Consider the following 26,490-nt stretch of genomic DNA (forward strand, 5'->3'; position numbering starts at 1 on the left):
ACCGCCGGTCCGGCCGGGCCGAACTCCGCCGCGCCCGGCCCCCAGCCTGCTGATCGAGCCGCGCCGGTTGCGGCGACTACTCGATGATCTTGGTCACTACGCCGGAGCCGACCGTGCGGCCGCCTTCACGAATCGCGAAGCGCAGCCCATCCTCCATAGCGATCGGGTTAATGATCTCGACGCGCATCTGAATGTTGTCGCCCGGCATGCACATCTCAGCCTTGCCGCCGTCACGGGCCTGCAGCTCCATGATGCCGCCGGTCACGTCCGTGGTGCGGAAGTAGAACTGCGGGCGGTAATTGGGGAAGAACGGCGTGTGCCGGCCGCCTTCCTCCTTCTTCAGCACGTAGACCTCGCCCATGAACTTGGTGTGCGGCGTGATGCTGCCCGGCTTCGCGAGCACCTGGCCGCGCTCCAGCTCCTTTTTCTCAACGCCGCGGAGCAGCAAACCAACGTTGTCACCGGCGATGCCCGAATCGAGCGTCTTGTTGAACATTTCGACGCCGGTCACGACCGTCTTGCGACCCTTCGGGGCGTGCAGGCCGATGATCTCGACTTCGTCGCCGACGCGCACCATGCCGCGCTCGATACGACCCGTGCCGACCGTGCCGCGGCCCTTGATGCTGAACACGTCCTCGACCGGCATCAGGAACGGCTTGTCCTGCTCGCGCTGCGGCTCGGGGATGTTCGTATCGAGGGCCTTCATCAGCTCGACGATCGGCGTGTAGCCCGCTTCGTTCTTGGCGAAGGCGGCCTTCAGGCACTCGGTGGCCGAGCCGCGGATCACGGGGATGTTGTCGCCGTCGAACTCGTACTTGCTGAGCAGCTCGCGCACTTCCATCTCGACCAGCTCGAGCAGCTCGGGGTCGTCCACCAGGTCCACCTTGTTGAGGAAGACCACCAGCGCCGGGACGTTGACCTGGCGGGCCAGCAGCACGTGCTCACGCGTCTGCGGCATCGGTCCGTCGGCCGCGCTCACGACCAGCACGGCCCCGTCCATCTGGGCCGCGCCCGTGATCATGTTCTTCACGTAGTCGGCGTGCCCGGGGCAGTCGATGTGCGCGTAGTGGCGATTCTCGGTCTCGTACTCCACGTGCGCTGTTGCGATGGTCAGAATCTTGGTCGGGTCGCGGCGGCCGTCCTTCTCGGACGCCTTCGCGATTTCGTCGTACGACTTGTACTCACCCAGACCGCGGGCCGCCTGGACGGCGGTCATGGCGGCGGTCAGCGTGGTCTTGCCGTGGTCCACGTGTCCGATGGTCCCGACGTTGACGTGCGGTTTAGTACGTGAAAATACGCCCTTGGCCATTACAAGCTCTCCACTCTCGGTCCGGGGGGAACTCTGCCCGGGGTGGCACGTCCACGGCCACCATCACCTGTGTTCCAATCGGTCCTCAACAGCGTACGCGGTACGGCAGCCACCCATAGCGCCGAAAAAGCTGCTGATGGGGGTTGAACCCATGACCTCCTCCTTACCAAGGAGGCGCTCTACCACTGAGCTACAGCAGCGTTGCCCGGCAACGCACGATTTCGGCTGCCAGTCTGAACCCGGCTATGGGCCGGCCTGACGGACCGGAATTGAGCATTCTAAACCCCCGTCGCCGCTTGTCAAAAGGAAAAATGTGGCCCCCTCGGCCGACCGCGGGCATAATGGAAGGTGGGCCGGTAGCCGCCCGGCCCCGAGTTTATTGGCCACCGGAGCCCGGCCATGGATCCCAAGCCGCGCCTCTCGCTCGCCGACGTGCCCCACCGGCTGCGCGCTTTCCTCGACTCCCTCCCTGGGCGCTGGCGGACCTGGCGGGAGGGATTACGAGAAGATCCCGCCCTCTTCTGGCAGGGCCCCGTGCCCCGGGTCATCGGCCTCGTGCTCATCGGCGTCCTGCTGATCGTCGGGCTGCGCTGGCTGGTCGCCGCCGCGACGCCCGCGAGCACAGTCAGCGTATTCGAGGAGGCAACGCCCTGGGCGACCCTCTACGTTGCGTGCACCAACCCCGCCTGCCGGGCCGCGTACTCGACGCAACAGCCGATGGACTTCAAGGCCTGGCCGCTGAAGTGTGTGAAGTGTGGCCAGATGACGGTCTACCGCGCCCAGGTCTGCCCAACCTGCCGGCACTGGTACGCCGCCCCGCCCGGCGGCGTCAAGACCTGCCCCCGCTGCGCGGCGCAGCGGGCCGCCGATCAGCGCAAGGCAGAGCCCAACGCCCCCGCCAAGAAATCCGACGACGCCGAAGATCCGTGGTGAGCCGACCCCGGGACGGCGCGGCCCCCGCCGGGGCGTGTGTGGCACGGGCGTCCCGCCAGTGTAGGGCGGGCAAAGCTCTTCCGGAGCCGGGGAACGCAAAGCTCTGCTTTGCCGCTCATCTTCGCCCGCGGGGCGCGCGACGGTTGCCGGCCGCCCGCTCGGCGTCCGCCTGACGGAGCTTGTGAATGATCTGTTCGGGACTGTGACGTTTGCGTTTCATCGAGAGCCACCTCCCACGGCCGCGGCTACGCCGCGGCCGGCCAATCGACTTTCATACCACCTGGATCAGATTTTGGGGAGCAGGCCAATCTTGCTAATCCGGGAACATCATAGCGATTTCCGGTTGACGTCCGGCGGCGCGCGGAACGTTCGCTCAGTACTGTTCGCGGCTCGGTTGGCGGACGCGGGCGCGGATCCTCGCTTGCGCTTCGAGCTCGGATTATTCGCCCTCGTCGCTTCGTCGCTCCGGCTCAGCCGGAGCTTGGCTCTCCCCTACGTCGCTACGTCGCCGCGTCGCTTTTCTGTTCCCTGTTCCCTGTTCCCCGTTCCCTGTTCCCCGCCGCCCCTCGATCCCTCGATCCCTGGATCCCTCGCTCCCTTTCCAAACCACGGCCCCGCGCGGCGGTCACCACGCGGGGCCGATGTTGTGCGAAACTCACGTGCGTCGCAGGCCTGCCACTTCGGCTCACCCACCGGCGCGGGCCTACTTCTTCGGTTCACCCGCCGGCGCGGGAGCGGGCTCGGCGGCCGGTTTGCCGGCCGGCTTCGCGGCGGGCTCCGCCTCGGCCGGCGCCTCCTCCGTCGTGGCCTCCGGCGCCTTCGGCTTAGGCGGCTCCTGGTAGTTGGTGACTTCCTTCGTCAGGCTGGCCTTGCCGTCGAACGTCGTCATGGAGCACGACGAGCGGTAGAAGTCCAGCGTCTTGGCGACCCGACCGATCTTGTTGATCACGCTCAGCAGCGTCACCACCGCCGGATCCTTCGCCGCTTCCGGCGGCATCATCATCTGCATGATGCCGACCATCGCGAACGACTGCGCGAGCTCGTCGCCGAGCTTGGTCAGGTCCTTGAACGCGAACGCCGTCACGTCTTTGCCCAGCGGCAGCCCTTCCTTCTGGAAGCGCTCGCTCTTGGAGAAGTTCTCGCCCTGGCCGGCCCCCGTCGCGAGCGCGGCCTTCACCGCTTCCGGGCTGTTGGCCACAAACAGGTGCCCGTCCTTTATGCCCAGCACCGGCTTGCCCAGGCCCGGCAACATCGCCAGCATGGCCGGCAGCATGATCCGCTTGAAGCCGTCGGCGCCTTCGATTGCGGCATCCTCGACGCCGCCGCTCTGCGGCACCAGCATGTCGTTCAGGCGTGTCAGCAGGTCCGCGAGGGCCGCATTGGCCTTGGCCTCATCGCGGACGCCCAGAATGAAGACCCATTCCGAGACGTACGCCGAGCTGCGTGCCGACGTGAACGACACGTAGTTGCCCACCAGCCAGGAGAGCAGCTTCTCTTCGACGTTGAACTGGAATTCCTCCTGCTGCGCGTTCCACTGGGCCACCAGGTCCTTACCCTGGGGCACTTCGCGCGTGATGAAGTCCAGCGCCAGCTTGTACAGCGCGGCGAAGTCCAGACCGCTGCCGACGCTCACCGCCGTGGCATCCTGTGGCACGAACTTCAGCGGATCCTTCACCGGGCCGTTGCCGTAGACGACCTTGAACATCGGGCGGCTCTTGGCATCCTCGCGCAGCACCTTGATCTGCTCACTGGTCGTCTGCATGCCGTCGGTCGACGCCACGCCGGCGATCTGGTCCCACAGGTCGAGCTCGTCGACCACCTTCGGCAGAAACGCCAGCGGGCTGACCGGCGTCTCACCCTCGGCCGGCTGCGTATCCGGCGGCATCATCTGCGCCGCCATTTTCGCGAACTCGCGCATCTGCGACATCACCTTGCCCGCGTCGATGAAGTACAGGCTGTCCTTCGGGGCCGGCAGGCGCTTGAACGCTTTCTGGAAGCGCTCGCTCGCCAGCAGCGCCCCGGCACCAGCCTCGGTCTGGCCGCTCAGCAGGGCCAGCGACTGCTCGACCAGCGTCGCCCCCACGCCCATGACCAGTACATCCTTGTGACGCGCGAGCGTCAGGCTCATCGGCGGCATGGAGTTCGGGATCGAGAGCTTGTGCGTGACCGTCTCGCCCTCGCCCTCGGTGTTCAACACGAACGTGTCCGGCGGGGCCAGCGTGGTCAGTTCCTTGAGGATCGCTGACAGCCCGTCGAAGCCCTTGGACACCTGGTCCTCGGCCGGCATGGCCAGGAACACGAACTCGGCGCCGGCCGGCATGCCGATCTTCAGCGCGAAGGCGAACTCACGCGCGCACAGTTGCGACCACGGGATGCCCGCGGCCAGGTCGGTGATCTTCTGCCATTGCGCGTCGAACTGCTCAACGTCCTCGCCGGCGTCCTGCATCGCCCCGCGCATCAGGCGCTTGAAGTCGCGGTCGAAGCCCTGCTTCTCCACCGCGGCCCAGACCCGCTCGAACTGTTTCTGGACAAACTCCTGGCCGGCGTGATCGCGCGTGTGGTAGGCCACCATCGCATCCGCCGGAATCGCGCGCGTCAGCCGGAAGTCGTCAATGCCGCCCGCCACCGCTGGCTGCGCCACCACGAGGCCCAGCAGCAACGTCAGACTGCCAATCACCCAAGCACCCTTGCATTTCATCTCGGTCGCTCTCCTTCCGCATGGTCGCGTTGGACGTCCGTGCCCCAGCGGTCACACCGCCGGCGGGCTTCCGACCGCGCGCGGCACCACCGCTCGGTCTTTCGGCCAAACGCGGGTATGTTAGCGTCACCGGGCCCGCGCGTAACTAGAGCGCGCCCCAGAAACAGGCGTTCCCACAAAATCCGACATTCCCGGCGCGGCATACCCGTGTCGCCCCCCCGGCCCGCAGGGCCTGGCGCCGCGCGCCCCAGAGGAGCCCCCTGCCGGCCCGCGCGGTAACATGACCGCCGGACCACTGCGCAGGTGGCCGCGCACGTTCTGCCTGGGAGGCGCGGATGAGTTGGCACGACCCGCAGGGACCGTGGGCCCGCGGCATGCGACGGCGAAGGTGGAGCGTGCTCGCCATGTTCGGCACGGCGGTCGCCATGGCAGCTCTGGGACTCGGTGTCGCGCTGGATCAGAAGTACCGTGCGCCATCCCTAAGCCGCGCACCCGGGCGCGGCACACTGTCCCATGCGTGGGTCGGCCTGCCAATGCTGCTGGCAGCCGGCGCGTTGGCCGGCATGGCCAGTTGGAGCCACCGGCGGGAGCGCCGGGTGGCGCGTCTGGTTCCCGCACATGACGGTCTGGTCTGCCCGAAGTGCGTTGCGGTCATCCCCGCGGCCGAGTGCCCGGCCCGATGTCCGCGCTGCCGCCGCGCCTATACCGTGGCAGAGCTGTGCGTGTACTGGGAGCAGTACGCGCTCGCAGCAGGCAGTGTTTCCCGATCGACCCACGCCCGCCAGGCAGGCGTGCCGACTGCGCTCGATGCCCGGCGCCGGACGGCACTGGCACGCGCCGGCTTCCTGTTGGTCCCCGTCGCATTCGTCCTCATCCCGCTGATCTGGCTCAGGCTCAGCGTGCTCGGCAGCCTGCATCACAATGCGTCGCTGATCCTCATGTTCCTGGGACTGGGTGGGGGTTTCGCGCTGTGCATGCGCTACCGGCGTCGAACCGGCGATAGCAAGCACTGCGCGGCGTGCGACTATCAGCAGGCCCCGACCGGCGGCAACCCGCCGCACTGCCCCGAGTGCGGCGCCGAATGGAGCGCCCCGGGCGGCGTCGTCCATGGTCGGCGCACCGGCCAACCGTGGATGCTTGGTTGCGGCGTCGCCCTCGTGCTTGTGGGAGCCGCGGCGGGCCTTGTGCCGCTCACGCAGCACAAGTTCGACCCGTTGCTGGGGCTGATGCCCACCAACGCGCTCATCAGCGACATCGTGAACAGCCGCAGCTTCACCCGGGAACAATGGACCGAACTCAAGTCGCGAACCCTGACGCCCACCCAGGAGCTGCGCCTCGCGGAGGGATTGCTAGACCGACGCGTGCGCACCGGACACCTCTCCGGCGACGATCATACCTGGCTCGAACAAGCGCTCGCGGCCGGACGACTGCCGGAAAGTATCCGACAGCGCTATTACGACGAGATGTTCGTCGCCTGGCTCGATGCTCCCTCACAGGTGCGCCGTGGGCAGCCGTTTCACGTGGCGCTCGGCTCCGACGCCCGGAACGCCGATAACCCCCTGGGTGCCGAAGCACTCGTGTTCTTCAGCGGGTTCTTCATCGGCGATGACGCGACGCCGCAGGCACGCCGCGTTCAGCCTGGGCTGGCATCGCTCCTGGACACGACTCCCTTCGGCATGCAACCGGAGGAGGCGGCCCGGCTGCCTGAAGAGCGGCGCCAGCCCGCGCATCCGGAGTACATCCCCCTGGCACAGCTCGCGGCGCAGCACGCCGGTCCGCTCCGCGTGCGTATGCTGCTCTGGTTCGTGGTTGCCCCCGCCGGTACTCAGTCGCTGCGCATCCAGTGGCAGGACGATCTTACGCCGGTCATGCCACCCAACGTGGTGTACTCCAGACGCATCGAGCTCGAACGCGTGATCGAGGTCGTCCCGTAGGCCTACCGCTACCGCTTCCGCCCCTGCGGCCGGCGGTGCTGGTGCATGGGCGTCCATTCGCCCGCGTCGCGGCGACCCGCGGGCGCTTCCGGACGAGCCTTCGCGGCCGGCACCTTCAGCTCCGGCGAGTCCTTCAGCTCCTTGATGTGGTCGCGCAGCGCCGCCGCCCGCTCGAAATCGAGTTCTTCCGCCGCCTGCAGCATCTCGGCCTCGAGCTGCCGGATCAGGTCCTCGCGGTCGTAATCACCCTCTTCGGCGTGCACGGCCTCGCGCACCCGCCGCATCGCCGCGACTTCGCCAAGCAGACCCGTGCGGATCGCCTTGTGGATCGTGTCGGGCGTGATGCCGTGCTCCTCGTTGTAGCGCTGCTGCACGGCCCGCCGGCGGTTGGTCTCGTCGATGGCCCGCTGCATGGCGACGGTGATCTTGTCGGCGTAGAGAATGACGTGGGCATCCACGTTGCGGGCGCAGCGCCCAATCATCTGGATCAGCGACGTCTCGCTGCGCAGGAAGCCCTCCTTGTCTGCGTCGAGGATCGCGACCAGCGACACTTCCGGCAGGTCCAATCCCTCGCGCAGCAGGTTCACGCCGACCAGCACGTCGAAATTGCCGAGCCGCAGATCGCGCAGAATCTCGATTCGCTCGAGCGTCTCGATCTCGCTGTGCAGGTAGCGCCCACGCAGCCCCGCCTGTTGGATGTACGATGAAAGGTCCTCCGCCAGCCGCTTTGTCAGCGTCGTGATCAGCACGCGCTGGCCGGCCGACACGCGCTGCTGGCAGCGCTGCAGCAGGTCCGGCACCTGCCCGCGCGCCGGCTGCACCTCGATCGACGGATCCACCAGGCCCGTCGGCCGGATGATCTGTTCGACGACTTCGCCCCCACACTGCTTCAGCTCGTACGGCCCTGGCGTGGCGCTGACGAACAGCGCCCGCTTCCACATGCCCTCGAATTCCTCGAACCGCATTGGCCGGTTGTCGAGGCAGCTCGGCAGCCGGAACCCGTGCTCGACCAGCACGACCTTGCGGTTGCGGTCGCCGTTGAACATCGCGCCGATCTGCGGGATCGTCACGTGCGACTCGTCCACGATCAGCAGGAAATCGTCCGGGAAGTAGTCGACCAGCGTGTATGGCTTCGAGCCCGCCGGCGTGCCGTTGAGGTGCCGCGAGTAGTTCTCGATGCCGCTGCAGTAGCCGACCTCCTGGAGCATCTCCAGGTCGTACTTCGTCCGCGCCAGCAGCCGCTGCGCTTCGAGCAATTTGCCCTCGTGCCGCAACTGCATGACGCGCTCATCCAGCTCCTGCTGGATCGCCGCCACGGCGCGCTCGAGGTTGTCCTCGGGCATCACATAGTGCACCGCCGGGTAGATGAAGACCTGCTCGCGCTCCTGGAGCACGGCACCGGTCAGCGGATGCACCAGCACGATGCGCTCGACCGTCTCGCCGAACAGCTCGATGCGGATCGCGTGCTCCTCGTACGCTGGCGTAAGCTCGATCACGTCGCCGCGGACGCGGAACGCCGCCCGTTTCAGTTCGGTGTCGTTGCGCTCGTACTGCAGGCGCACGAGCTTGCGCAGCAGCTCGTCGCGCTCCCACGTCTCGCCCACGCGGACGTTGATGACGCTAGCCTTGTACTCATCTGGCGAGCCGAGGCCGAAGATGCACGAGACGCTCGCGACGACGACCACATCACGCCTGGAAACAACCGATGAGGTCGCTGCCAGGCGCAGGCGATCGAGGTCGTCGTTCCGCGAGGCATCCTTCTCGATGTAGATGTCGCGCTGCGGGATATACGCCTCGGGCTGGTAGTAGTCGTAATAGCTGACGAAATACTCGACGGCGTTGTGCGGCAGCAACTCGCGGAACTCCTCGTAGAGCTGGGCCGCCAGCGTCTTGTTATGCGAGATCACAAGCGTGGGCAGCTTCAACCGCTCGATGACGTGCGCCATCGTGAACGTCTTGCCCGAGCCCGTCACGCCCAGCAGCGTCTGGAACCGCTTGCCGCCCTGGAACCCGGCGACGAGCTTTTCGATCGCCTCCGGCTGGTCCCCGCGCGGTGTCAGCGGCGAGATGATCTGAAAATCGGTCATATTAGCATTATACGGGATTTCGACTGCCCCGAGCGCGTGGCGGATTCCCCTCCCGGGGTAACCACCAAGGCGCGAAGGCACCAAGACGCGTACACACAGAACCGGGGACCGCGGCTCAGCGAGACGCTGGCCCTCTTTCTCCACGTCCTGGCTGTGCCAGACCTGCGACCCTGTCACCCGACGTGCGGGCTAGCGTTGTTACCTTGTTACCTGCGCCCCTTGTTACGGCGCCTCGGCCTGGCCGCGCCAGACCGTAAAGAAATCTGAAGCTGGGGCGTCCCTGGGCCACCCGAGTGCACGCTGCTCGTTATTTCAGTGCCGGCTCCGTCACGTCTACGATCCCGACGTCCACGCCTTGCCCGCCACGGGTTTGGTGGCAATGCACGGCGATGATGTTCTCGCCCACGCGCAGCGCGCCAGGCTCAGTCAGCGGCACCAGCACGTAGTTCGTCACGTAGCCCTTTATCGCTGCAGCCTGCTTGCCGTTTACGAACACCTCGCAATCCTCGTCGTGATAGATCTTGAGTTGCGGCTGGGCCGGCAGCGCCTTCAACTCGACTTTCCGCCGGAGCCAGATGTCCGCGGTGTCCCACTTCGTACGGACCACGGCGCCGGGGGTGCCGTCTGCGCCGAACCCGGCCGGACCACGCTTCCACTTCGTGTCGTCGAATGTCGGCTGCATCCACTCCGCCGCCGGCTGCTCCGTGGTGTAGCCCCACTCGATGGCTTCGGCTTGCGCCGTGGGCACGACGACGCGCACGACCGGCGGCGGTCCGTACGTGGTGCGGTTGGCCGCGGCGATGCGCTCGGCGTCCATCTTGATCACCGCGCGGTCATAGGTCATGAGGCCATTGACCTCGATCTCCACGTCGGTCGTCTGCGTGTAGACTGCGGCCGACAGCCCCGGCTCGGCCTGCAACGCCCGCAGCATCGGAATCAGCCGCAGGTAGGCATCCGTCAATTCGTCCGGCGATGCGAACTTGACGTATCCCCAGTTCTTCTCCGCCTGCCAGGTATGCCCCGACACGGGCAGACCCAGGCCGCCAAATTCACCCAGCACCCCTGCACGCTTCTCTTCCGCCGGCGGCGCGCCGGGTCCGGGGTAAACGTGGATATCGTGCACGTCGCCGACGCCCATCTCATGCCAGCCGCTGGCCGAATTGACCAAGCGCGTCGGGTCCCACTTGCGCACCTGTTCGACAATCCGCGCCGTGTCGTACTGGCCCCAACCCTCGTTGAACGGCACCCACATCACGATGCAGGGATGGTTCCGATACGCGTCGATGACGCGCTCCAGTTCCAGCTCGAACTGCCTGGACGAATCCGCAGGCCGTTGCCAGTCTTTGGGCGTATCGACCTTGTCGCCGCTCGGCATGTCCTGCCAGACCAGCAGGCCGAGCTTGTCGCACCAGTAGTACCACCGGTCCGGCTCGACCTTGACGTGCTTACGGGCCATGTTGAAGCCGAGCTTCTTCGTGAACTCGATGTCGTAGCGCAGGGCCTCGTCCGTCGGCGCCGTGTACAGCCCGTCCGGCCAGAACCCCTGGTCCAGCGGCCCGAACATGAACATCGGCTTGTTGTTCAGCATCAGCCGCGTCCGGCCAAGCTCGTCCTTGCCGAGCGAGATCTGGCGCATGCCGAAGTAGCTGGTCACCTCGTCATCGTTAAACGTCACCCGCAGATCGTAGAGGTACGGCGTCTCCGGCGACCAGAGCTTCGGGTCGGGTATCTTCAGGCGCGCAACGCCGAGGCTCCCCTTCACCTGTGCCACTTCCTTGCCCTGGTCCAGAACCACGACCTGGAACATGTCGCGGTCAATTTCACCGAAGGGCCGCACTCCCTGGAACGCGACCTCCACCTCCTGGGCGTCGACGTCGGTTACAATTTTGAGCGCTGCGATGTACCTCTGTGGCACCGGCTCCAACCAGACTGTCCGCCAGATACCCGTGGTCGGCGTGTACCAGATGCCTTCCGGCTTGCTGACCTGCTTGCCGCGCGCCTGCGGCCCTGTGTCCGTCGGGTCCCAGACGGCGACCACCAGCTCCTGCGGCCCGGGCGTCTTCAACGCGTCGGTGACGTCGAACGTGAACGGATCGTACCCGCCCTGGTGCTGGCCCACTGCTTTCCCGTTGACCCACACGGTCGCGTCCCAATCGACCGCGCCGAAGTGCAGCAGCACGCGCTGGCCCTGCCAGTCCGCCGGCACCTCGAACGTCCGCCGGTACCACACGCGCTGCTTCTCATCCACCCGCTGCATCACGCGTGACAGCGCCGACTCGATCGGGAACGGCACCAGGATCTGCCCGTCGAACTTCGCCGGCCGCTCTTCCGCTTTCGGCCGGACGGCGTAATCCCACAAGCCGTTCAGGTTCTGCCACTTGGCCCGCACCATCTGCGGCCGCGGGTACTCCGGCAGCGCCCGCTCCGGCGTAACGTCGGCTGCCCAACGCGTCATCAGCGGCCCCGTCTTCGTTCCGTCATCGGCCCCCGCGGCCGGCACAAGGCACGTAACCATCAACAGCACGATCAGTCCACCAATCCGTAGCATGGGCTCTCTCCGTCGCTCACGTATCCACCGTGCTTTGCGGAAACTCAGGCGGCATCATGCCGTAGACCGCCGCGTTCGGCAACCGGCCGGACGGCTACGCGCTGCGCTGCGGATCCAGTACAATCCCGGTTTCGGCTGGGGTTGCGATGTGCAGCGAAACACGTCCCCCGCCGAGCAACCAGCGGCCTCTGCCGGGAGCCAGTCCAATGAAGATCCTCATCGCCGACAAGTTCGAAGCCTTCGGAATCGCCGAACTGAAAAAGATCGCCACCGAGGTCACCTGCGAGCCGGACCTCAAGGACGCGACCCTCACCAAGCGCGTCGCGGAGTTCGACCCCGCCGTGCTGATCGTCCGCTCGACGAAGGTCAACGCCGACACGCTCCAGGCCGGCAAGCAGCTCAAGGTCGTGATCCGCGCCGGCTCCGGCTACGACACGATCGACGTCGCCGCCGCCAAGCAGCGCGGCATCAAGGTCTCCAACTGCCCCGGCATGAACGCCGTCGCGGTCGCCGAGCTGGTCATGGGGCACATGATCAACCTGGATCGCCGGATCGCGGACAACGTGGCCGAGCTGCGCGCCCACAAGTGGAACAAGAAGGAGTTCAGCAAGGCCCGCGGATTGAAGGGCAGCACGTTGGGCATCGTCGGCCTGGGCCGCATCGGCATGGAAGTCGCGAAGCGCGCCCTCGCGTTCGACATGCACGTGCTCTGGTACGACGTGGTGCCGAACCTCAAGGGGCCCGACCACCCCAAGGCCCGACGGGTCGATCTGGACGAGTTGTTCAAGCAGTCCGACTACGTCACGCTGCACGTCCCCGGCGCCGGCGACACCAAGCACCTCGTCAACGCCCAGCGCCTGGCGACGATGAAACCACACGCCGCGATCATCAACACCAGCCGCGCGTCGGTCGTCGACGAGCCCGCGCTGATCGCCGCCCTGAAGGAAGGCCGTATCCGTGCGGCCGCGGTGGACGTGTACGAGAACGAGCCCGCCGCCGACGCGAAGACGTGCGAGTCGCCGCTGACCAATCTGCCGAACCTCTACGGCACGCACCACATCGGCGCGTCGACCGAGCAGGCGCAGACGGCCGTTGCGGAAGAGACCATCCGCATCGTTCAGGAGTTCAAGAAGACCGGCAAGGTCATCAACTGCGTGAATGACTAGACAACGAGCGCACGCTCATCCTCGCGACGGGGTGGCACGGCCCGGCGCCGCCGGGCCGTGGGCTCGTAACAAGGTGCGCAGGTGACAAAGTGACAATGTGAGCGCCGCCGGCGCGCGACCCAGTCCGGCGCGGCCGGGCCGTGGCCCCCGTCGGTTGGCTCTTTTCCGCCCGCCGGCTAGAATCCCGTGCCTGGGATCGCATGACGACGCGCCTGTTCGCAGTACTCCAGCCGAGGATGAATCCGTGCCCCGCGAGCCGCTCAAGATCCCCTGCCGGGTAGAGTCCCTCTCGATCCTCGCCCCCGACGGCCAGGTCGACAAGGCTCTCGAACCGCAACTCAGCGACACCGACCTGGTGCGCCTGTACCGCACCATGCGCCTGTCACGCCGGTACGACGAACGCTGCCTCCAGCTCCAGCGCCAGGGTCGCATGGGCACGTACGGCCCCAGCAAAGGTCAGGAAGCCGCTTCGCTCGGCGTCGCGTACGCCATGCAGCCAAACGACTGGTTCGTCCCGACCTTTCGCGAGACGGCCGGCCTGCTCTGGCGCGGCTGGCCACCGGCCAACGGCATGCTCGTCTGGGGCGGCCACGAGGCCGGCAACGTCATGCCACGCGAGACCCGCGTGCTGCCGATGTGCGTGCCGATCGCATCCCAGTGCCAGTACGGCATGGGCATCGCCTGGGGCTGCAAGCTCCGCGGCGAAGGCGAAGCCTGTGTCGCGTTCTGCGGCGACGGCGGCACGTCGGAAGGCGACTTCCACGAGGCCCTGAATTTCGCCGGCGTCTACAACTTGCCGCTGGTCGTCGTGGTCCAGAACAACGGCTGGGCGATCTCCGTCCCGCGCAGTTGCCAGACCGCGTCGCAGTCGATCGCGCAGAAGGCCGTCGCCTACGGCTTCGACGGCCTCCAGATCGACGGCAACGACATCCTCGCCATGATCGCCGGCACGCGCGAGGCGCTCGAAAAGGCCCGCACCGGCGGCGGCCCCACGCTCATCGAGGCGGTCACGTATCGCATGATGATGCACACGACCGCCGACGATCCGAAGAAATATCGCAAGGAGGAGGAGGTCAAGGAGTGGGAGCCGCGCGACCCGCTGCTGCGCTTCACCACGTACCTCCACCGCAAGAAGCTCCTCAGCGCCCAGGTCGAGCAGGTCATCGACGAGGAAGTGACCGCCGAGATCGATGAGGCCATCCGGAGTTACGAAGCGTACCGCACGAACCCGCTCGAGCTGTTCGACCACATGTACGCGGAGCTGACACCCGAGCTGGAGCGGCAGCGCGCCGAGCTCCAGGCCTACCTGAGCCGCCAGCCGGCCGACCGTCCGCAGGCGGACCTGTCGCGCGTCTAGCCGGAGACCCACCATGGCCCAACTGACAATGGTGAAAGCTCTCAACCTCGCGCTCGCCGAAATCATGCGCACCGATCCGAACGTCGTGGTGCTCGGTCAGGACGTCGGCCAGGACGAGGGCGTCTTCCGCGTGACCGAAGGCCTGCTCCGCGAGTTCGGCCCGCAGCGCTGCATCGATACGCCGCTCGCCGAGGCCGCGATCGTCGGCGCCAGTATCGGGCTCGGCTTCACCGGCTTCCGCCCGGTGTGCGAGATGCAGTTCGACGGCTTCTCGTTCCAGGCGTTCCACCAGATTGAGAACCACGTCCGGCGGTTCCGCAATCGGACGCGCGGTGCGTACACCTGCCCCCTGGTGATCCGCATGCCATACGGCGGCGGCATCCGCGCCATCGAGCACCACAGCGAAGCGCCGGAGGCCACCTACGCGCACCTGGCCGGATTGAAGGTCGTCATCCCGTCCGGGCCGCGCAACGCCCGCGCGCTGCTCCGCGCCGCGATCCTTGACCCCGATCCGGTCATCTTCTTCGAGCCGAAGGCGTCCTACCGCGCGTTTCGCGAGGAGGTCCCCGACGAGCCCGAGACCATGCCCATCGGCAAGGGCGTGATCACCCGCTCCGGCAAGGATGTCACGCTGATCTCCTACGGCGCCACCGTGCGCGCCACGCTCGACGCCGCCGAGGAGCTGGCCGACGAGCATGACGTGGATGCCGAAGTACTCGACCTGCTCTCCGTCGCCCCGCTCGACGGCCACCTGATCAACGAGTCGGTCCGCCGCACCGGCCGCGCCGTCGTGGTCCATGAGGCCCCGCGTCACTGCGGCGTCGGCGCCGAGGTTGTCGCCCGCATCGTCGAAGACAGCCTCATGTATCTCGAAGCCCCCGTCCGCCGGGTGACGGGCTTCGATACGATCATCCCGTATTTCGCGAACGAGCTGACGTACCTGCCCGACGCCGGCCGTGTCGTCCAGGCGGCGCTGGAAACGGTGCGCTTCTGAGCGAAGGCGGCTTCAGGACCAGGCGACGCAGCGTGCAGCGCGCCGGGCTCGAATCATAATCCCACCCAATGCCAGCAGTAGCAGCGAACCCGGCTCGGGGACGAGCCCGGCCAGCCCGATCAGGCCCGCCATGCCGCCGCGAACCACCTCGATGCCGAACTCATAGTCGTAGTCGGGGTTGTCCATCGTGTCGGTGAGCTGGTGATAGGCATCGTTGGTGTGCATGTACCAGTTCTCCGGCGTCGTGTGCTCGCCGAAGCGGATCGCCTGGTAGTCGTAGGACCAGAACGAGCCGTGGTCGGAGTTGCCGTAGGTGTCATTCCAAGTCTCGACGTCGATGGACGTGTACTGGTTGAACTGGGCGACGAGGTATTGCCCCAGCCACGCCGACGGGCCGTTCACGCCGATGTCGAGATCGTAATCCGGGTCCGGGTCAACGTTGTCCCAGCCTGGATGCAGGATCATGTCCAGGTTAATGGTCGCGACGAAGTTCTCACCGTAATGGGTGCTCACATACCGGGCGCTGCCAAGCAGGCCCTCCTCCTCGCCGGCGAAGGTGATGAAGCGCAGCGTGCCCGCGAACTGGAACTGGGACAGGATCTTGGCGGCCAGGAGCACGGCCGACGTGCCGCTGCCGTTGTCGTCGCAGCCGGGGGCGAGCAACTGGTTCATCTCGTGCCAGGTGTCGTAGTGGGCGCAGATGACATAGATATCATCGGGGCGCGTCGTGCCGGGCAGGTCGGCCACGATGTTCGGCGCGTGCAGTGTGTGGAACCACTCCTGCGTGACATTCAGCCCGTAGGAGGCAAACTGATCGGTGATCCAGTTGCCGGCGAGCGCCGCGTCGGAGCCGAGCGAGTAGCGGTTCGTGAGGCAGTACGGCGGGTCCGTCGTCACCGGATCCACGCCGGTGAGCACGCGCAGGTACGACTGGTATTGCGCGATCGTCGCCTGGCCGAGGATGTCGGCGATCGCATCGGCCGGGGCGGGCGCAATGCCAATGCCGAGGACGAGCACAACAACGGCGCTCCTGCGCATACCCTGGTCTCCACGCCCCCGCGATGTCTCGAGATTGTCACATTCGGTTATATGACCTGCGTTGTGCGCGGGTCAAGGATTGTCCGGCGTGCGCAGCAGGAGCACCGGGATTTCCGTGCGGCGGCGGATTTCGTTCGCCACGCTGCCGAGCAGCACGCCCTTGATGAGACCGTGGCCGTGCGTGGACATGGCAATCAGGTCGCACTCCTCACGCGTGGCCAGCGCCACGATCTGCGTGGCCGGGTCCCCGCACGCCAGCTCCGCCACCACGGCGAAACCCTCGCTGGTCAGTTCCGCGCATCGCCGGTCGAGGTAAGCACGGTCGCCACGAATCTCCTCGGAGTCTTCGAGATTGAGCTGGTCCTGGTTGCGCGCGGCGAAACCGTCGGCGACGTGGATGAGAATCAGCCGCGAGTTCATCAGCCGCGCCAACGGCCGGATGTGCGCGAGGATCGTCTCGTCCACCGGCGAATTCTCGAGCGGGATGAGAATGGTGCGGTACATCAGCGTTCATCCTCGGCCGGGCTCTTAACCCGACGTCCACGCGTGAATCGTCTCATACAACAGATACGCATTCAACCCCGCAATCACCATGGTGATGAACCACGCCGTGCTGGCGAGCCAGAGCGGGTTCGTGAACGCACCCATCTTGGCGCGCTGGCCCGTGAACAGCACGAGCGGCACGACCGCGAAGCTCAGTTGCAGCGACAGGATCACCTGGCTGAGGATCAGCAACTCGCCGACGCCGCGCTCGCCGTACAGCCCCGCCACGATCACCGCCGGCACGATCGCGATGAGGCGCGTCATCAGCCGCCGGACCCACGGGCGCAGGCGGATGTTGAGAAAGCCCTCCATGACAATCTGGCCGGCGAGCGTGCCCGTCAGCGTCGAGTTCTGCCCGGACGCCAGCAGCGCGACCGCGAAGAGCGTGCTCGCCAGCGGGGCCCCGAGCACGGGCGCGAGCAGCGCGTACGCATCGCCGATGTCGGCCACGTCCTCGTGCTCCGTGCCATGAAACGCGGCCGCGCTGAGCACGAGAATGGCGGCGTTGATGAAAAATGCGATCAACAGCGCCACCGTCGAGTCAATCGTCGCGTACTTGATCGCCATGGCCTTGCCGGCGTGCGTGCGCTCGAACGCCCGTGTTTGGACGATGCTCGAATGCAGATACAGGTTGTGTGGCATCACCGTCGCACCCAGGATGCCGATCGCGATGTAGAGCATGGCGGGGTTGGTCACGATCTCTGTCCGCGGAACGAGGTTCGCGACGAAGGCCCCGAGGTCCGGGCGGGCATAGACAAGCTCGACCGCGAAGCACGCCCCAATCGTGACGATCAGCACCGTGACCAGGCATTCGAGCACCCGAAACCCCTTGTGCTGCATGAACAGCACGATCATGACGTCGAGCGCAGTGATGCCGACGCCGAAGACGAGCGGGATGCGGAACAACAGATTCAACGCAATCGCGGACCCGATCACTTCCGCGAGGTCACACGCAGCGATGGCCACCTCGCACAGCACCCAGAGCGCAAAGCCGACCGGCCGGGTGTAGTGGTCGCGGCAGGCCTGCGCCAGGTCGCGTCCGGTCACGATTCCGAGCTTCAGCGACAGATGCTGCAGCAGGATCGCCATGAAATTGGAGATCAGGATGACGGAGACCAGCGTGTAGCCGAAACGCGCCCCGCCGGCGAGGTCCGTCGCCCAGTTGCCGGGGTCCATGTAGCCGACCGCGACCATCAGGCCCGGCCCGGTGAACGCCAGCAGCCGCCGCCAGAAGCTCGCGATATGCGGCATCCGCACGCTGGAATGCACTTCGGCCAGCGACGGCACGCCGGTCGCACGCCGCCAGCCCGGCTCCGGTGCCGGCGGCGTGGCGACGGTTTGGGTCAAGCTGCAGTCAGAGCTCGCTGGAGAGGTCTTATCCATCGCCGGATCCCGCAGGGGCCCGATGACCTGCGTGCGTACACGCTGGATGATATTCCGCTGACAGACTGAAGACGAATGCCGCCGGGTCGTCAGTGCATGGGTGGTATGAGCATCTTGCCCGTTCCTCCGGCGGGCGGTCGCCCGCACCACTCCTGTGACGGGTCACCCTCAAGCCAGCCCTACATTAACGTCCAGTGCCGGGACCGATCGGCGCCGTGGGGGTACCTTCCAGCGCTGCCGCCCAAGTAACACGCGCCAGCCGGGCCTGTTCGGCGATCGCGCGACGCAAGCGGATGAGCAGGAAGATCGCCATGACGGCAAAGACCAACACAGCAAGGCTCGCCGGCGCGAGCAGGCACACCGCCGCGCCGAAGCCCGCACCGGACGAAGTACCGCCTGCGGTCGTGAGAAACGCCGCCGCGGCGCCCCCAACCGCAATTACGCCGAGTGCGATGACATTGCCCCACCGCAACAGCCGGGCGCGCGCCGCCAGGGCCAAGTCGGGAATGCGGCGTGCGAGTCGCTCGTAGTACATGAATGTAGTGAACATCGTCACGAGTCCGACAACCTGGTCGCCTGCTGCCAGCCATTGGAGCAGTGTCGAGGTCATAGACCCGGTGGCGGCCGCGGCAGCGACCTCCGCCGCGTCGAATACGAGTCCGATCACCAGCGACGCGCGCAGAACCTTGCGGGCGGTGAGATTCGGGTCTTCGCCGATGCCGCTGGGATCGGGCTCCGTCACCAGCCACGTACCGTAGAAGGTGATCAGGGCTACGCCGAAAGCGAGTGCCACCTGTAACAGCGAACCCTGATTCTGCAGAACGGCGGCTGCCACGACCACCACGATTCCACCCAGGATCATCCAGAGCAGAATCGTCAGCCCCAGCGCCACCTTGTCGAGCCAATTCGGGTCGGCAAAGCGCAACAAATCGCCAAGCGTAGACAGGCCGACGGGCGTGCCGCACTCGGGGCAACGGCCCTCCTGGTGCAATCCGCGCAAGTTGTAGCCGCAGCGCTTGCACTCAAGGTCACTGATCAACACGCCCTGGGCGTCGATCAGACCGGAGCCCACTGGAACAGACGTCATGTTCGTCCCAATTGTTCTGGCGCCACACTACGCGCGCGGCGATTCAATCAAGCCCCCCACGTCCGCCGCAAACGCGCGACACGCCGCCGCCACCGCCGCCTGCCAATCGGCCCCGTGTTTTTCCGCGTATGGCGATTTGCCGAACGCGTAGATCACGGAGCGCGACGCGTTGATCACCGCTCCGCGGCCATCCGCCAAGAAGCACGGCCGGCAGCCTTCCGCCGTCGCCCCCTGTGCACCGTACCCCGGCACGAGAAACGGCGTGTACGGCAAGGCGCTGCGCAGGGCCGCCGTGCTCGCCGCGTCTTTCGGCGCCACCACGGCCCCCACGCATGACAGATCACATTCGCCCCGCAAATCCGCCGCGCCCCCCCACCGCGCCACCAGCGCCGCCATGTGCTCATAGAAGCGCTTCGGCGTGCCGAACTCGTGCACCTCGTCCGCGCCCGGATCAGACGGCCGCACCAGCACGTATACACCGCGCCCATGCGCCCTCGCCACCTCGATGAACGGCTTCACCGCGTTCTCGCCCAGATAGCCCGCGAGCGTGACGGCGTCCGGAACGCACGCCGGGTCGACGTCCGCAAACGCCGGCTTGGCGAGATGCCCGCGCGCGTACAGCTTGGCCGTCGAACCGATGTCGCCGCGCTTGATGTCGCCGATTACCAGCAGCCCGCGCTGGTGCGCGTACTGCACCAGCCGGTAGTACGCCGCGAGCCCCTCCGCGTAGAGCGCCTCGAAGAACCCCGCGTTGATCTTCACCGCCGGCACGACGGCTGCGACGGCGTCCAGGACGCCACGGCAAAACTGTTCCAGCGCGGTGACCGCCGCCCGCAGCGTCCCATCGGCCGGGCGCAAGCTGGGCGGCAACTGCTCGAGCACAGGATCGATACCTACGACGGCCGGCGTGCGCAAGCGGCGAACCGCGGCCTCCAGTCGGTCAGCGAAGTGTGTCGGCATACGGACCCTGCTCAGCACGGAGCCATCGAGTGGCACCCGTTGCAGCAGAGGCTGTCACGCCCGTGACAGCCTCGCCGTTCTGCGAAGACTACTCTCGTTCGCGCTGCGGGTCACGCGCCGAGGTGCGCGAGGACCTCCTGCGCATGTCCGTCCGGGTGCACATTCTGGAACACGTGCTCGATGCGTCCGCCGGCGTCAATGACGAACGTCGTCCGCGCGATGCCCATCGACTTCACGCCGCCGCGGTCCTTCTCCACCCAGACGCCGTAATGCTCAGCGACCTGGTGGCCGTCGTCGGCGAGCAGCGGGAACGTCAGGCCGTACTTCTGCGCGAAGCGGTCGTGGCTCTCGACCGAATCCGGCGAGATGCCGAGCACAACCACGTTATGGTCGCGGAAGGTGCCGAGCCGATCACGGAAGCCGCACGCCTCCGTGGTGCAGCCGGGCGTATCGTCCTTCGGATAGAAATAGAGCACGACACGCTGGCCGCGATACTGCGAGAGCGCGTGCAGTTGGCCGCGCTCGTCCTTGAGCTGAAACTCGGGGGCCAGATCGCCGATCGCCGGCATGCGCGGCGCCGCAACAACCGGTCGCGTCGTAATCACCTCGGCATCGAGCGGTGGCCGGGCCGGCGCGGGCGGCGGAGTCAGCGGCTCGGCCTCCGCGATGGGCGGCGGCGTAATGCGAGTCGCCGGGGGGAGCGCCTGCATCGTGCGGCGCGGCCGCTTGGGGCGGGCGGCGGCGCTGGGGCGGGCAGCCTTGGCCGCCGGTTTGCGGGTCGCGCGCTTGGCAACCTTCTTGGCCGGCTTCTTCGTGGCAGACTTACGGGCGACTTTCTTCCTGGCGACCGTGCGAGCGGACTTCTTCTTCGCGACTTTGCGCGAAACTCTCCTTTTCGCGGTCTTCTTGACCCTGCGCGCCGCGGTCTTCTTCACCTTCTTCCGGCTGGATTTCGCTCGCTTCGTGCTGCCTGCTGAGGCCCTTTTCTTCGCCATGGCGCTCCCTCAACTGGAGAACTGCGATTCGATCCATCGGCACGGATCGTCGGCCCGCTGCCGACGAAGCCGGTCACGTCGCGCGGCCGGCGGCCGTGACGCTCATCGAGGCCCGCGCGGAGAGTTGCCAGACCGCGGCGGGCGCGCCTCCACCCGCGCTGCGTGAGATTATGCCGATCGGCCGCGCGCGCTACAACTACAACTACCTGGTTTCTCCCCGCGAACCTGGATGTGCGGCGCACCGAGCGGAAACTGGGCGGAACCGTAACCGCGCACGAGACGCACTGCGCGCTGAGGTGCACGCTAGTCGCCCCACTGCTGTCAGGGGTCGATGTACCGCCGGCGCTCCGCTACACGCGCCGCTTGCGGATCCGTTTCGATTACGATCGGGTCGCGGGGGCCGACCGAACTGACACCCGGGTGGGGACCGAACACGCCCCACGTTCGAGCCCCCTGCGGATCGCTGGCGGTAACGGGGCCGCCCCAGCCGTAGCTCCCGGCGATGCGAGACGGCGCATCGTGCCATATCAGCGCACCCGCGCGGCCGTGGGAGAACGTGCTCACGCCTCCCAACCACGGTCCGGCCGTCGAATCGGGCGCACGCGCAACGTTGTTGTAAGGCAGGAACTTATAGTCCACGACCCGCTCGCCCATCACGAGGCGCTCTTCCCGGGTCAGCTCGGGCAGCGTGAAATCGGGGACCAGCGCCGCGCGCGGAGCGACGGTCCGGCCTTGGACGACTACATTGACGGTGCCACGGCGGACGAGCTCCGGAATCTGCGGCAGTTCTTCAGTGGTGGGCGGCGCGGTCACCGTCGGGGCCGGGCCTGGATTCTGTTGTGCGCAACCGCCTGCCAGGCAGCCGATCGTGACGCCGATCAGGATCAGACGAAAACTCATGCCGTACCCCTACCCGATCCCGAGGAAGTTCGCAAGCAGCTTGTGCCCCTCGACGGTCAGGAAGCTCTCCGGGTGAAACTGCACGCCCTCCAGCGGCCAGGTCCGATGCCGGATCGCCATGATCTCCGTCGGGTCGTCGTCCGCGGTTGCACTTACAACGAAGTCGTCCGGCAGCGTTCCGTTGGCAATGATGAGCGAGTGATAGCGCGTCGCCACGAACGGGTTGCTCAGGCCGCGAAAGATCCCCTGCCCATCGTGACGGATGAAGCTCGTCTTGCCGTGCATCAGCCGCGGCGCGCGGATCACCTCGGCGCCATGCACAAACCCGATGCACTGATGCCCGAGGCACACGCCCAGCAGCGGCACCTTCCCCGCGAACCGACGAATCACGTCGTTGCTGATCCCACCCTCACGCGGCGTGCACGGCCCCGGCGAGATGATGATGTGGTCCGGATGCTGCGCCTCAATCTGCTCCGGCGTGATCTCGTCGTTGCGGTAGACGCGGATGTCGAGGCCCGCGTCCAGCTCGCCGATGCGCTGGACGAGGTTGTAAGTGAAGGAGTCGTAGTTGTCGATCAGGACGACCATGCCGGGTCTCTACCACGCCGGCGCCCACAGGTACATGAGCTGTGGGGCGGGGCTGCTGAGCCAGTCGGGGAGCTGCACGTTCACGAGGTTTATCTGGCCGGGGCCGTCCCTGCGGGCGTAGATGTTCGGCTGATACGCAAGGGGGCGGCCGTACTCCACCACCTTCACCTTTGTGTCGGCGAGGCCGGCGGCCGCTTTCGCCGCCACGATCGCATCGCGCAACGTGCCGACGTCGTCGATCAGCCCATTGGCCTTCGCCTCGGTCCCGAGATAGACGCGGCCATCGGCAAGTTGCCGCAGCTTTGCGGCGTCGACGCCAGGGCGCGCCTGCGCGACCACTTCGAGGAACCGCGTGTACATCCCGTCAATCAGACCTTGGAACACCGCGCGGTCCTGCTCGTTCATTTCACGGAAGAGCGAGCCCATGTCTTTCATGGCGCCGCTCTTGATTACGTTCACGTGCGCGCCGAGCTTCGCGAGCGTGCCGGAGAACTCCGGCGCGATCATGATAACGCCGATGCTGCCAGTGACGGACGTCGGCAGCGCGTAAATCTTGTCCGCGCCGCACGCGAGGTAGTACCCGCCGGACGCACCCAGATCGAGGATCGCGGCGATGACCGGCTTGCCGGTGCGCTCGCGGAACTTCTTGAGCTCGCCGTACATCAAGTCGGTCGCGGTGACGCCGCCGCCGGGCGAGTTGATGCGCAACACGACCGCGCGGACGTTGCGGTCCGACGCTGCCTTGTCGAGCTTCTCCGTAAACAGCGACACGGGGTTTTCGCCGCCAGCGTTGAGCAGATTCGTGGGCCGGGCGTTCTGCAGCACACCGTCGACGTCGACGAGCGCGAGCTTCTGGGTGGCCCAGAAGCTCTCGCGCAGCACGACCTCTTCAGTCAAGGCCTGCCGCGCCGAGACCGGCGTGATCAGGAACGAGGTCGGGCCGCAGCCGCCCAGCACGACGAGCAGTAACGCAGCGATAACGGCGGTCGTACACGGCTGCCGTGTCGGCGACAGCGAGGCTTGAGTCGCAGGCATGAGCGCTCCGTTTGGCTGAGGACGCAGGCCCACCTATACTTCCCGCAGCCGGCGCTCCGGCCGGCGACCTGAGGTGAGCCGCCGCGATGATACACGCGTCCCATGCGGATTTCGACCGGGCCGTCGAGCAAGCGCTGGCGGAGGTGCCGGACGAGTTTCAGCCGTACCTGGAGAACGTCGTGATCGAGGTACGGGATCGGCCGGACCAGGCGCTGATGCGCGAGCACGACGTCCCGGACGACGTGTTGGGCTTCTACGTGGGCGTGCCGCTGGAGGATAAGGGAATCGACGCTCTGCCCATGCCGCTGCCGGACCGCATCCTCATCTTCCGCGACAACCTGTGCGGGATGTGCGAGTCGTGGGACGAGCTGGTGGACGAGATTCGGATTACCGTGCTGCACGAGATCGGGCACCACTTCGGGCTGGACGAGGACCGGCTGGAAGAGCTCGGGTATGAGTAGGGTGCGACAGGTCGGCCGGCCATCGGGGGGCTGGAGGTTTCAAGATGCTCCGTGACTCGTATGTTGCAATGCTTCTGATCGGGGCCATCCTGTTCGCCGGCGTTCTCACGGCCGCTGCGCAAACCACGTCGCAACCATCGAGCCGCGACGCCGTGGCCGCCGAACGCGACCGCGCCATGCAAGCCGAAGCCCGCAAGCTGATAGAGCGCGGCGCCCAGTACCTGCTCTCCGCGCAGGAAGCCGATGGCGGCTGGGGCGCGCAGGCCGGCCCCGGCGTGTCGGCGCTGGTCCTCAAAGCACTCATCCAGGAGCCGAGCGTCGGGCCGCAGCACGCCGCCGTACAGCGCGGCATCGAGTTCGTCCTCAAATCCCAGCGCGACGACGGCGGCGTCTACTCCGCCGAGGGGCTGCTGAAGAACTACGAGAGCAGCGTCGTGCTGTCGATGCTCGGCGTGCTGAAGGACCCCGCGTATCAGAAGCAGATCGCCGCGCTGCAGACCTTTTTGAAGAACGACCAGTGGGACGAAGGCGAGGGCAAGTCGGTCGATGATCCCTGGTACGGCGGCGCTGGCTACGGGCACGGCAAACGCCCGGACGTCTCGAACACGCAGATGATGCTGGAGGCCCTGCGCGATAGCGGCCTGCCGCCCGATGACCCGGCGTACAAGAAAGCACTCGTCTTCATCGGGCGTTGCCAGATGCTCGGCGAGACGAACGATCAGCCATTCGCCAAGGGTGCGACGCAGGGCGGCTTCATCTACTCCCCCGCAAACGGCGGCGAAAGCAAGATGGGCACGGTGGACGCCGAGGGTCACGAAGAGCTGCGCTGCTACGGCTCGATGACGTACGCCGGCTTCAAGAGTCTGCTTTATGCCGGCCTGAAACGCGACGATCGGCGGGTGCAGGCGGCCTTAGACTGGATTCGCGGGAATTGGACGCTGACGCACAATCCGAACAGCCCGGAAGCCCAGTCGCGCGAGGGGCTGTTCTATTACTACCATGTCTTCGGCCGGGCCCTGGATGCGTTTGGTGAAGCGGTGATCCGCGAGCCGTCGGGCCGCGAACACATCTGGCGGCACGAGTTGGTCGAGCAGCTCGCGAAAGACCAGAAGCCGGACGGCAGTTGGGTAAACGACGCCGACCGCTGGATGGAAGGCCTGCCGGCACTGACGACGGCGTACAGCATGCTGGCGCTCGAGGCGGCGTATCCGCGGTGAGGAAGGCACAGAGGCACGGAGGGGAGGGCGAAGCTCCGGCTGAGCCGGAGCGACGAAGCGACGCACTCAGAGCCCCGAGCGCGAGCGAGCGGGTCCGCGCAGCGCGCTGAATAACCCACTGCCTTTGCTCGGTATGCCAAAATTGTAGGTGGCTGTCCCTGACATGGGCCCAGCCTGCACCGGCGGACGCGGCGCCACCGTGACGACGTACGCCAGCCCGACGACGCCGATCTCCGGCAGGCCGCGGGTCCTAGGTCGTCTGCGTTGGTGACTGTCTGTCTCCATCCGCCGCAGGCCAATCGGCACGCCAATTCGGAAGCAGTCGTGATCTGATGAATTCCAGACGTTTGAGCAGCGCCATCGCGTTCTCGCGGCTCGGAGCGGCCCGAACAGGAAACACGTCCTTCACTGTCCGCCCTGCGAGAATCGCCTGAGCCCACTCGTCCATCAATTGACAGTACACTTCCAGCGCCGAGGCAGGGTCCTCAGCTTGGTCCAGAACCAGGTAGGCGGATGGCAAATCACCCTCGATGACCCAAAGCCATTCGTCGGTCTCGCCTATCGGCTGGTCGAAATGAAAGAGGAATACTGCCACCACACCCCCGACACCACATCCCAGATACACCTCGCTAATCGACGGGCACCACCGGAAACTCTGCACGTAGCCCGTCGCGCTCTGCAGCATCTCTCGCAGCAGACGGGTTTCCTCGGCGTCCTCGCCGGCAATCGCCTGGGCCGGCGTCAGCTTCTGCAGGTTAACGTGAGGCATCATTGACCACCGCGCGAACGACGACGCCCCTACAAAGTAGCGGTGCTCGCCCTCCACCTCAAGGTTATAAACCCGGTGTGTCCCCGGCCGGCGCTCTACCGCCGCCACCGCCGGACCGGCCGCCGTGCGCAGCAGCTCCCCGACGCGCAATTCGCCCGCCGGCACCCAGGCCTGCCGGTCCTCCGAGTACAGCGGGTGCTCCGCCTTCGGCTCCAGCGGCTCGTCCAGCACCGCCACCCACAGTCGCAGCACGAAGCTGTTGTAGTTCGTGACTGTCGCCAGCACGACTCGCCCCGGCCCGGCCCCCACCGGCGGACACGGCTCGACCAGAACGACGTACGCCGCTAATCCGGGGACATCGTCAATTCTGTTCGGCACTCGACTTGCTAGGGCATGCGAAAAACACACGCGGGTTTAACACGATCTTAATTTGCGCTTTGCCTCAGGCCTGCGCATTATCTCCCGCATGGGTAGGCCGCGACGCCAAC

At 66.6% G+C, this 26,490-nt stretch carries 21 protein-coding genes and 1 tRNA gene; 7 read left to right on the forward strand and 15 right to left on the reverse strand.

Annotation, left to right across the window (positions count from 1 at the left end):
* Nucleotides 1-76 precede the first annotated feature (76 nt).
* Together tuf and KA383_05095 are read right to left on the reverse strand one after the other, a co-directional pair.
* Nucleotides 77-1,309, reverse strand: a complete 1,233-nt coding sequence (gene tuf / locus KA383_05090; protein MBP7745486.1) for an elongation factor Tu — start codon at nt 1,307-1,309, stop codon at nt 77-79.
* Nucleotides 1,310-1,437: 128 nt separating this feature from the next.
* Nucleotides 1,438-1,509, reverse strand: a tRNA-Thr gene (locus tag KA383_05095).
* A 199-nt stretch (nt 1,510-1,708) separates the two neighbouring features.
* Between KA383_05095 and KA383_05100 the strand changes: the two genes are divergently transcribed.
* Entirely contained in the window at nt 1,709-2,242 is a 534-nt protein-coding gene (locus tag KA383_05100; protein MBP7745487.1) for a hypothetical protein, read from the forward strand.
* Between the two features lie 703 nt (nt 2,243-2,945).
* Here KA383_05100 and KA383_05105 read toward each other — a convergent pair.
* Complete coding sequence (locus KA383_05105; protein ID MBP7745488.1) at nt 2,946-4,940, reverse strand: hypothetical protein; 1,995 nt, start codon at nt 4,938-4,940, stop codon at nt 2,946-2,948.
* 335 nt (nt 4,941-5,275) lie between these two features.
* Here KA383_05105 and KA383_05110 point away from each other — a divergent pair, with 335 nt between their 5' ends.
* Nucleotides 5,276-6,874, forward strand: a complete 1,599-nt coding sequence (locus KA383_05110; GenBank protein ID MBP7745489.1) for a hypothetical protein — start codon at nt 5,276-5,278, stop codon at nt 6,872-6,874.
* An 8-nt stretch (nt 6,875-6,882) separates the two neighbouring features.
* Here KA383_05110 and uvrB read toward each other — a convergent pair whose 3' ends face one another.
* Both uvrB and KA383_05120 read right to left on the reverse strand, forming a co-directional pair.
* Nucleotides 6,883-8,961: an excinuclease ABC subunit UvrB gene (gene uvrB / locus KA383_05115; GenBank protein MBP7745490.1), complete on the reverse strand. Its 2,079-nt coding sequence runs from the start codon at nt 8,959-8,961 to the stop codon at nt 6,883-6,885.
* Nucleotides 8,962-9,268: 307 nt separating this feature from the next.
* Nucleotides 9,269-11,509: a beta galactosidase jelly roll domain-containing protein gene (locus tag KA383_05120; GenBank protein MBP7745491.1), complete on the reverse strand. Its 2,241-nt coding sequence runs from the start codon at nt 11,507-11,509 to the stop codon at nt 9,269-9,271.
* A 206-nt stretch (nt 11,510-11,715) separates the two neighbouring features.
* Here KA383_05120 and KA383_05125 point away from each other — a divergent pair, with 206 nt between their 5' ends.
* From KA383_05125 to KA383_05135, 3 genes are all read left to right on the forward strand, one after another.
* A complete protein-coding gene (locus KA383_05125; protein MBP7745492.1) occupies nt 11,716-12,675 on the forward strand; it encodes a hydroxyacid dehydrogenase in 960 nt (319 codons plus the stop codon).
* A 244-nt stretch (nt 12,676-12,919) separates the two neighbouring features.
* A complete protein-coding gene (gene pdhA / locus KA383_05130; GenBank protein ID MBP7745493.1) occupies nt 12,920-14,032 on the forward strand; it encodes a pyruvate dehydrogenase (acetyl-transferring) E1 component subunit alpha in 1,113 nt (370 codons plus the stop codon).
* Nucleotides 14,033-14,045: 13 nt separating this feature from the next.
* Nucleotides 14,046-15,026, forward strand: coding sequence for an alpha-ketoacid dehydrogenase subunit beta (locus tag KA383_05135; GenBank protein MBP7745494.1), 981 nt, complete (start codon nt 14,046-14,048; stop codon nt 15,024-15,026).
* Between the two features lie 12 nt (nt 15,027-15,038).
* Here KA383_05135 and KA383_05140 read toward each other — a convergent pair whose 3' ends face one another.
* From KA383_05140 to sppA, 9 genes are all read right to left on the reverse strand, one after another.
* Nucleotides 15,039-16,064: a M28 family peptidase gene (locus KA383_05140; GenBank protein ID MBP7745495.1), complete on the reverse strand. Its 1,026-nt coding sequence runs from the start codon at nt 16,062-16,064 to the stop codon at nt 15,039-15,041.
* Between the two features lie 72 nt (nt 16,065-16,136).
* Nucleotides 16,137-16,568: a universal stress protein gene (locus tag KA383_05145; GenBank protein MBP7745496.1), complete on the reverse strand. Its 432-nt coding sequence runs from the start codon at nt 16,566-16,568 to the stop codon at nt 16,137-16,139.
* A gap of 24 nt (nt 16,569-16,592) precedes the next feature.
* Nucleotides 16,593-17,990, reverse strand: a complete 1,398-nt coding sequence (locus tag KA383_05150; GenBank protein MBP7745497.1) for an Nramp family divalent metal transporter — start codon at nt 17,988-17,990, stop codon at nt 16,593-16,595.
* A gap of 184 nt (nt 17,991-18,174) precedes the next feature.
* On the reverse strand, nt 18,175-19,077 hold the full coding sequence (locus KA383_05155) for a hypothetical protein (GenBank protein MBP7745498.1): 903 nt from the start codon (nt 19,075-19,077) through the stop codon (nt 18,175-18,177).
* A gap of 27 nt (nt 19,078-19,104) precedes the next feature.
* Nucleotides 19,105-20,037, reverse strand: coding sequence for an orotidine-5'-phosphate decarboxylase (pyrF, locus tag KA383_05160; protein ID MBP7745499.1), 933 nt, complete (start codon nt 20,035-20,037; stop codon nt 19,105-19,107).
* Nucleotides 20,038-20,147: 110 nt separating this feature from the next.
* Nucleotides 20,148-20,606, reverse strand: a complete 459-nt coding sequence (gene bcp / locus KA383_05165) for a thioredoxin-dependent thiol peroxidase (GenBank protein ID MBP7745500.1) — start codon at nt 20,604-20,606, stop codon at nt 20,148-20,150.
* A gap of 747 nt (nt 20,607-21,353) precedes the next feature.
* Nucleotides 21,354-21,932 (reverse strand): hypothetical protein, encoded by a 579-nt coding sequence (locus KA383_05170; protein MBP7745501.1) that lies wholly within the window; start codon nt 21,930-21,932, stop codon nt 21,354-21,356.
* A gap of 9 nt (nt 21,933-21,941) precedes the next feature.
* A complete protein-coding gene (locus KA383_05175; GenBank protein ID MBP7745502.1) occupies nt 21,942-22,520 on the reverse strand; it encodes an aminodeoxychorismate/anthranilate synthase component II in 579 nt (192 codons plus the stop codon).
* A 9-nt stretch (nt 22,521-22,529) separates the two neighbouring features.
* Nucleotides 22,530-23,555 carry a signal peptide peptidase SppA gene (gene sppA, locus KA383_05180; protein MBP7745503.1) on the reverse strand — a complete coding sequence of 342 codons (1,026 nt, stop codon included), beginning with the start codon at nt 23,553-23,555 and terminating at the stop codon, nt 22,530-22,532.
* Nucleotides 23,556-23,641: 86 nt separating this feature from the next.
* Between sppA and KA383_05185 the strand changes: the two genes are divergently transcribed.
* Complete coding sequence (locus tag KA383_05185) at nt 23,642-24,016, forward strand: metallopeptidase family protein (protein MBP7745504.1); 375 nt, start codon at nt 23,642-23,644, stop codon at nt 24,014-24,016.
* 44 nt (nt 24,017-24,060) lie between these two features.
* A complete protein-coding gene (locus KA383_05190; protein ID MBP7745505.1) occupies nt 24,061-25,233 on the forward strand; it encodes a terpene cyclase/mutase family protein in 1,173 nt (390 codons plus the stop codon).
* Nucleotides 25,234-25,483: 250 nt separating this feature from the next.
* Here KA383_05190 and KA383_05195 read toward each other — a convergent pair whose 3' ends face one another.
* A complete protein-coding gene (locus KA383_05195; GenBank protein MBP7745506.1) occupies nt 25,484-26,287 on the reverse strand; it encodes a hypothetical protein in 804 nt (267 codons plus the stop codon).
* Between the last annotated feature and the right edge of the window lie 203 nt (nt 26,288-26,490).

This window comes from Phycisphaerae bacterium, assembly GCA_017999985.1.
Lineage (GTDB): Bacteria > Planctomycetota > Phycisphaerae > UBA1845 > Fen-1342 > JAGNKU01.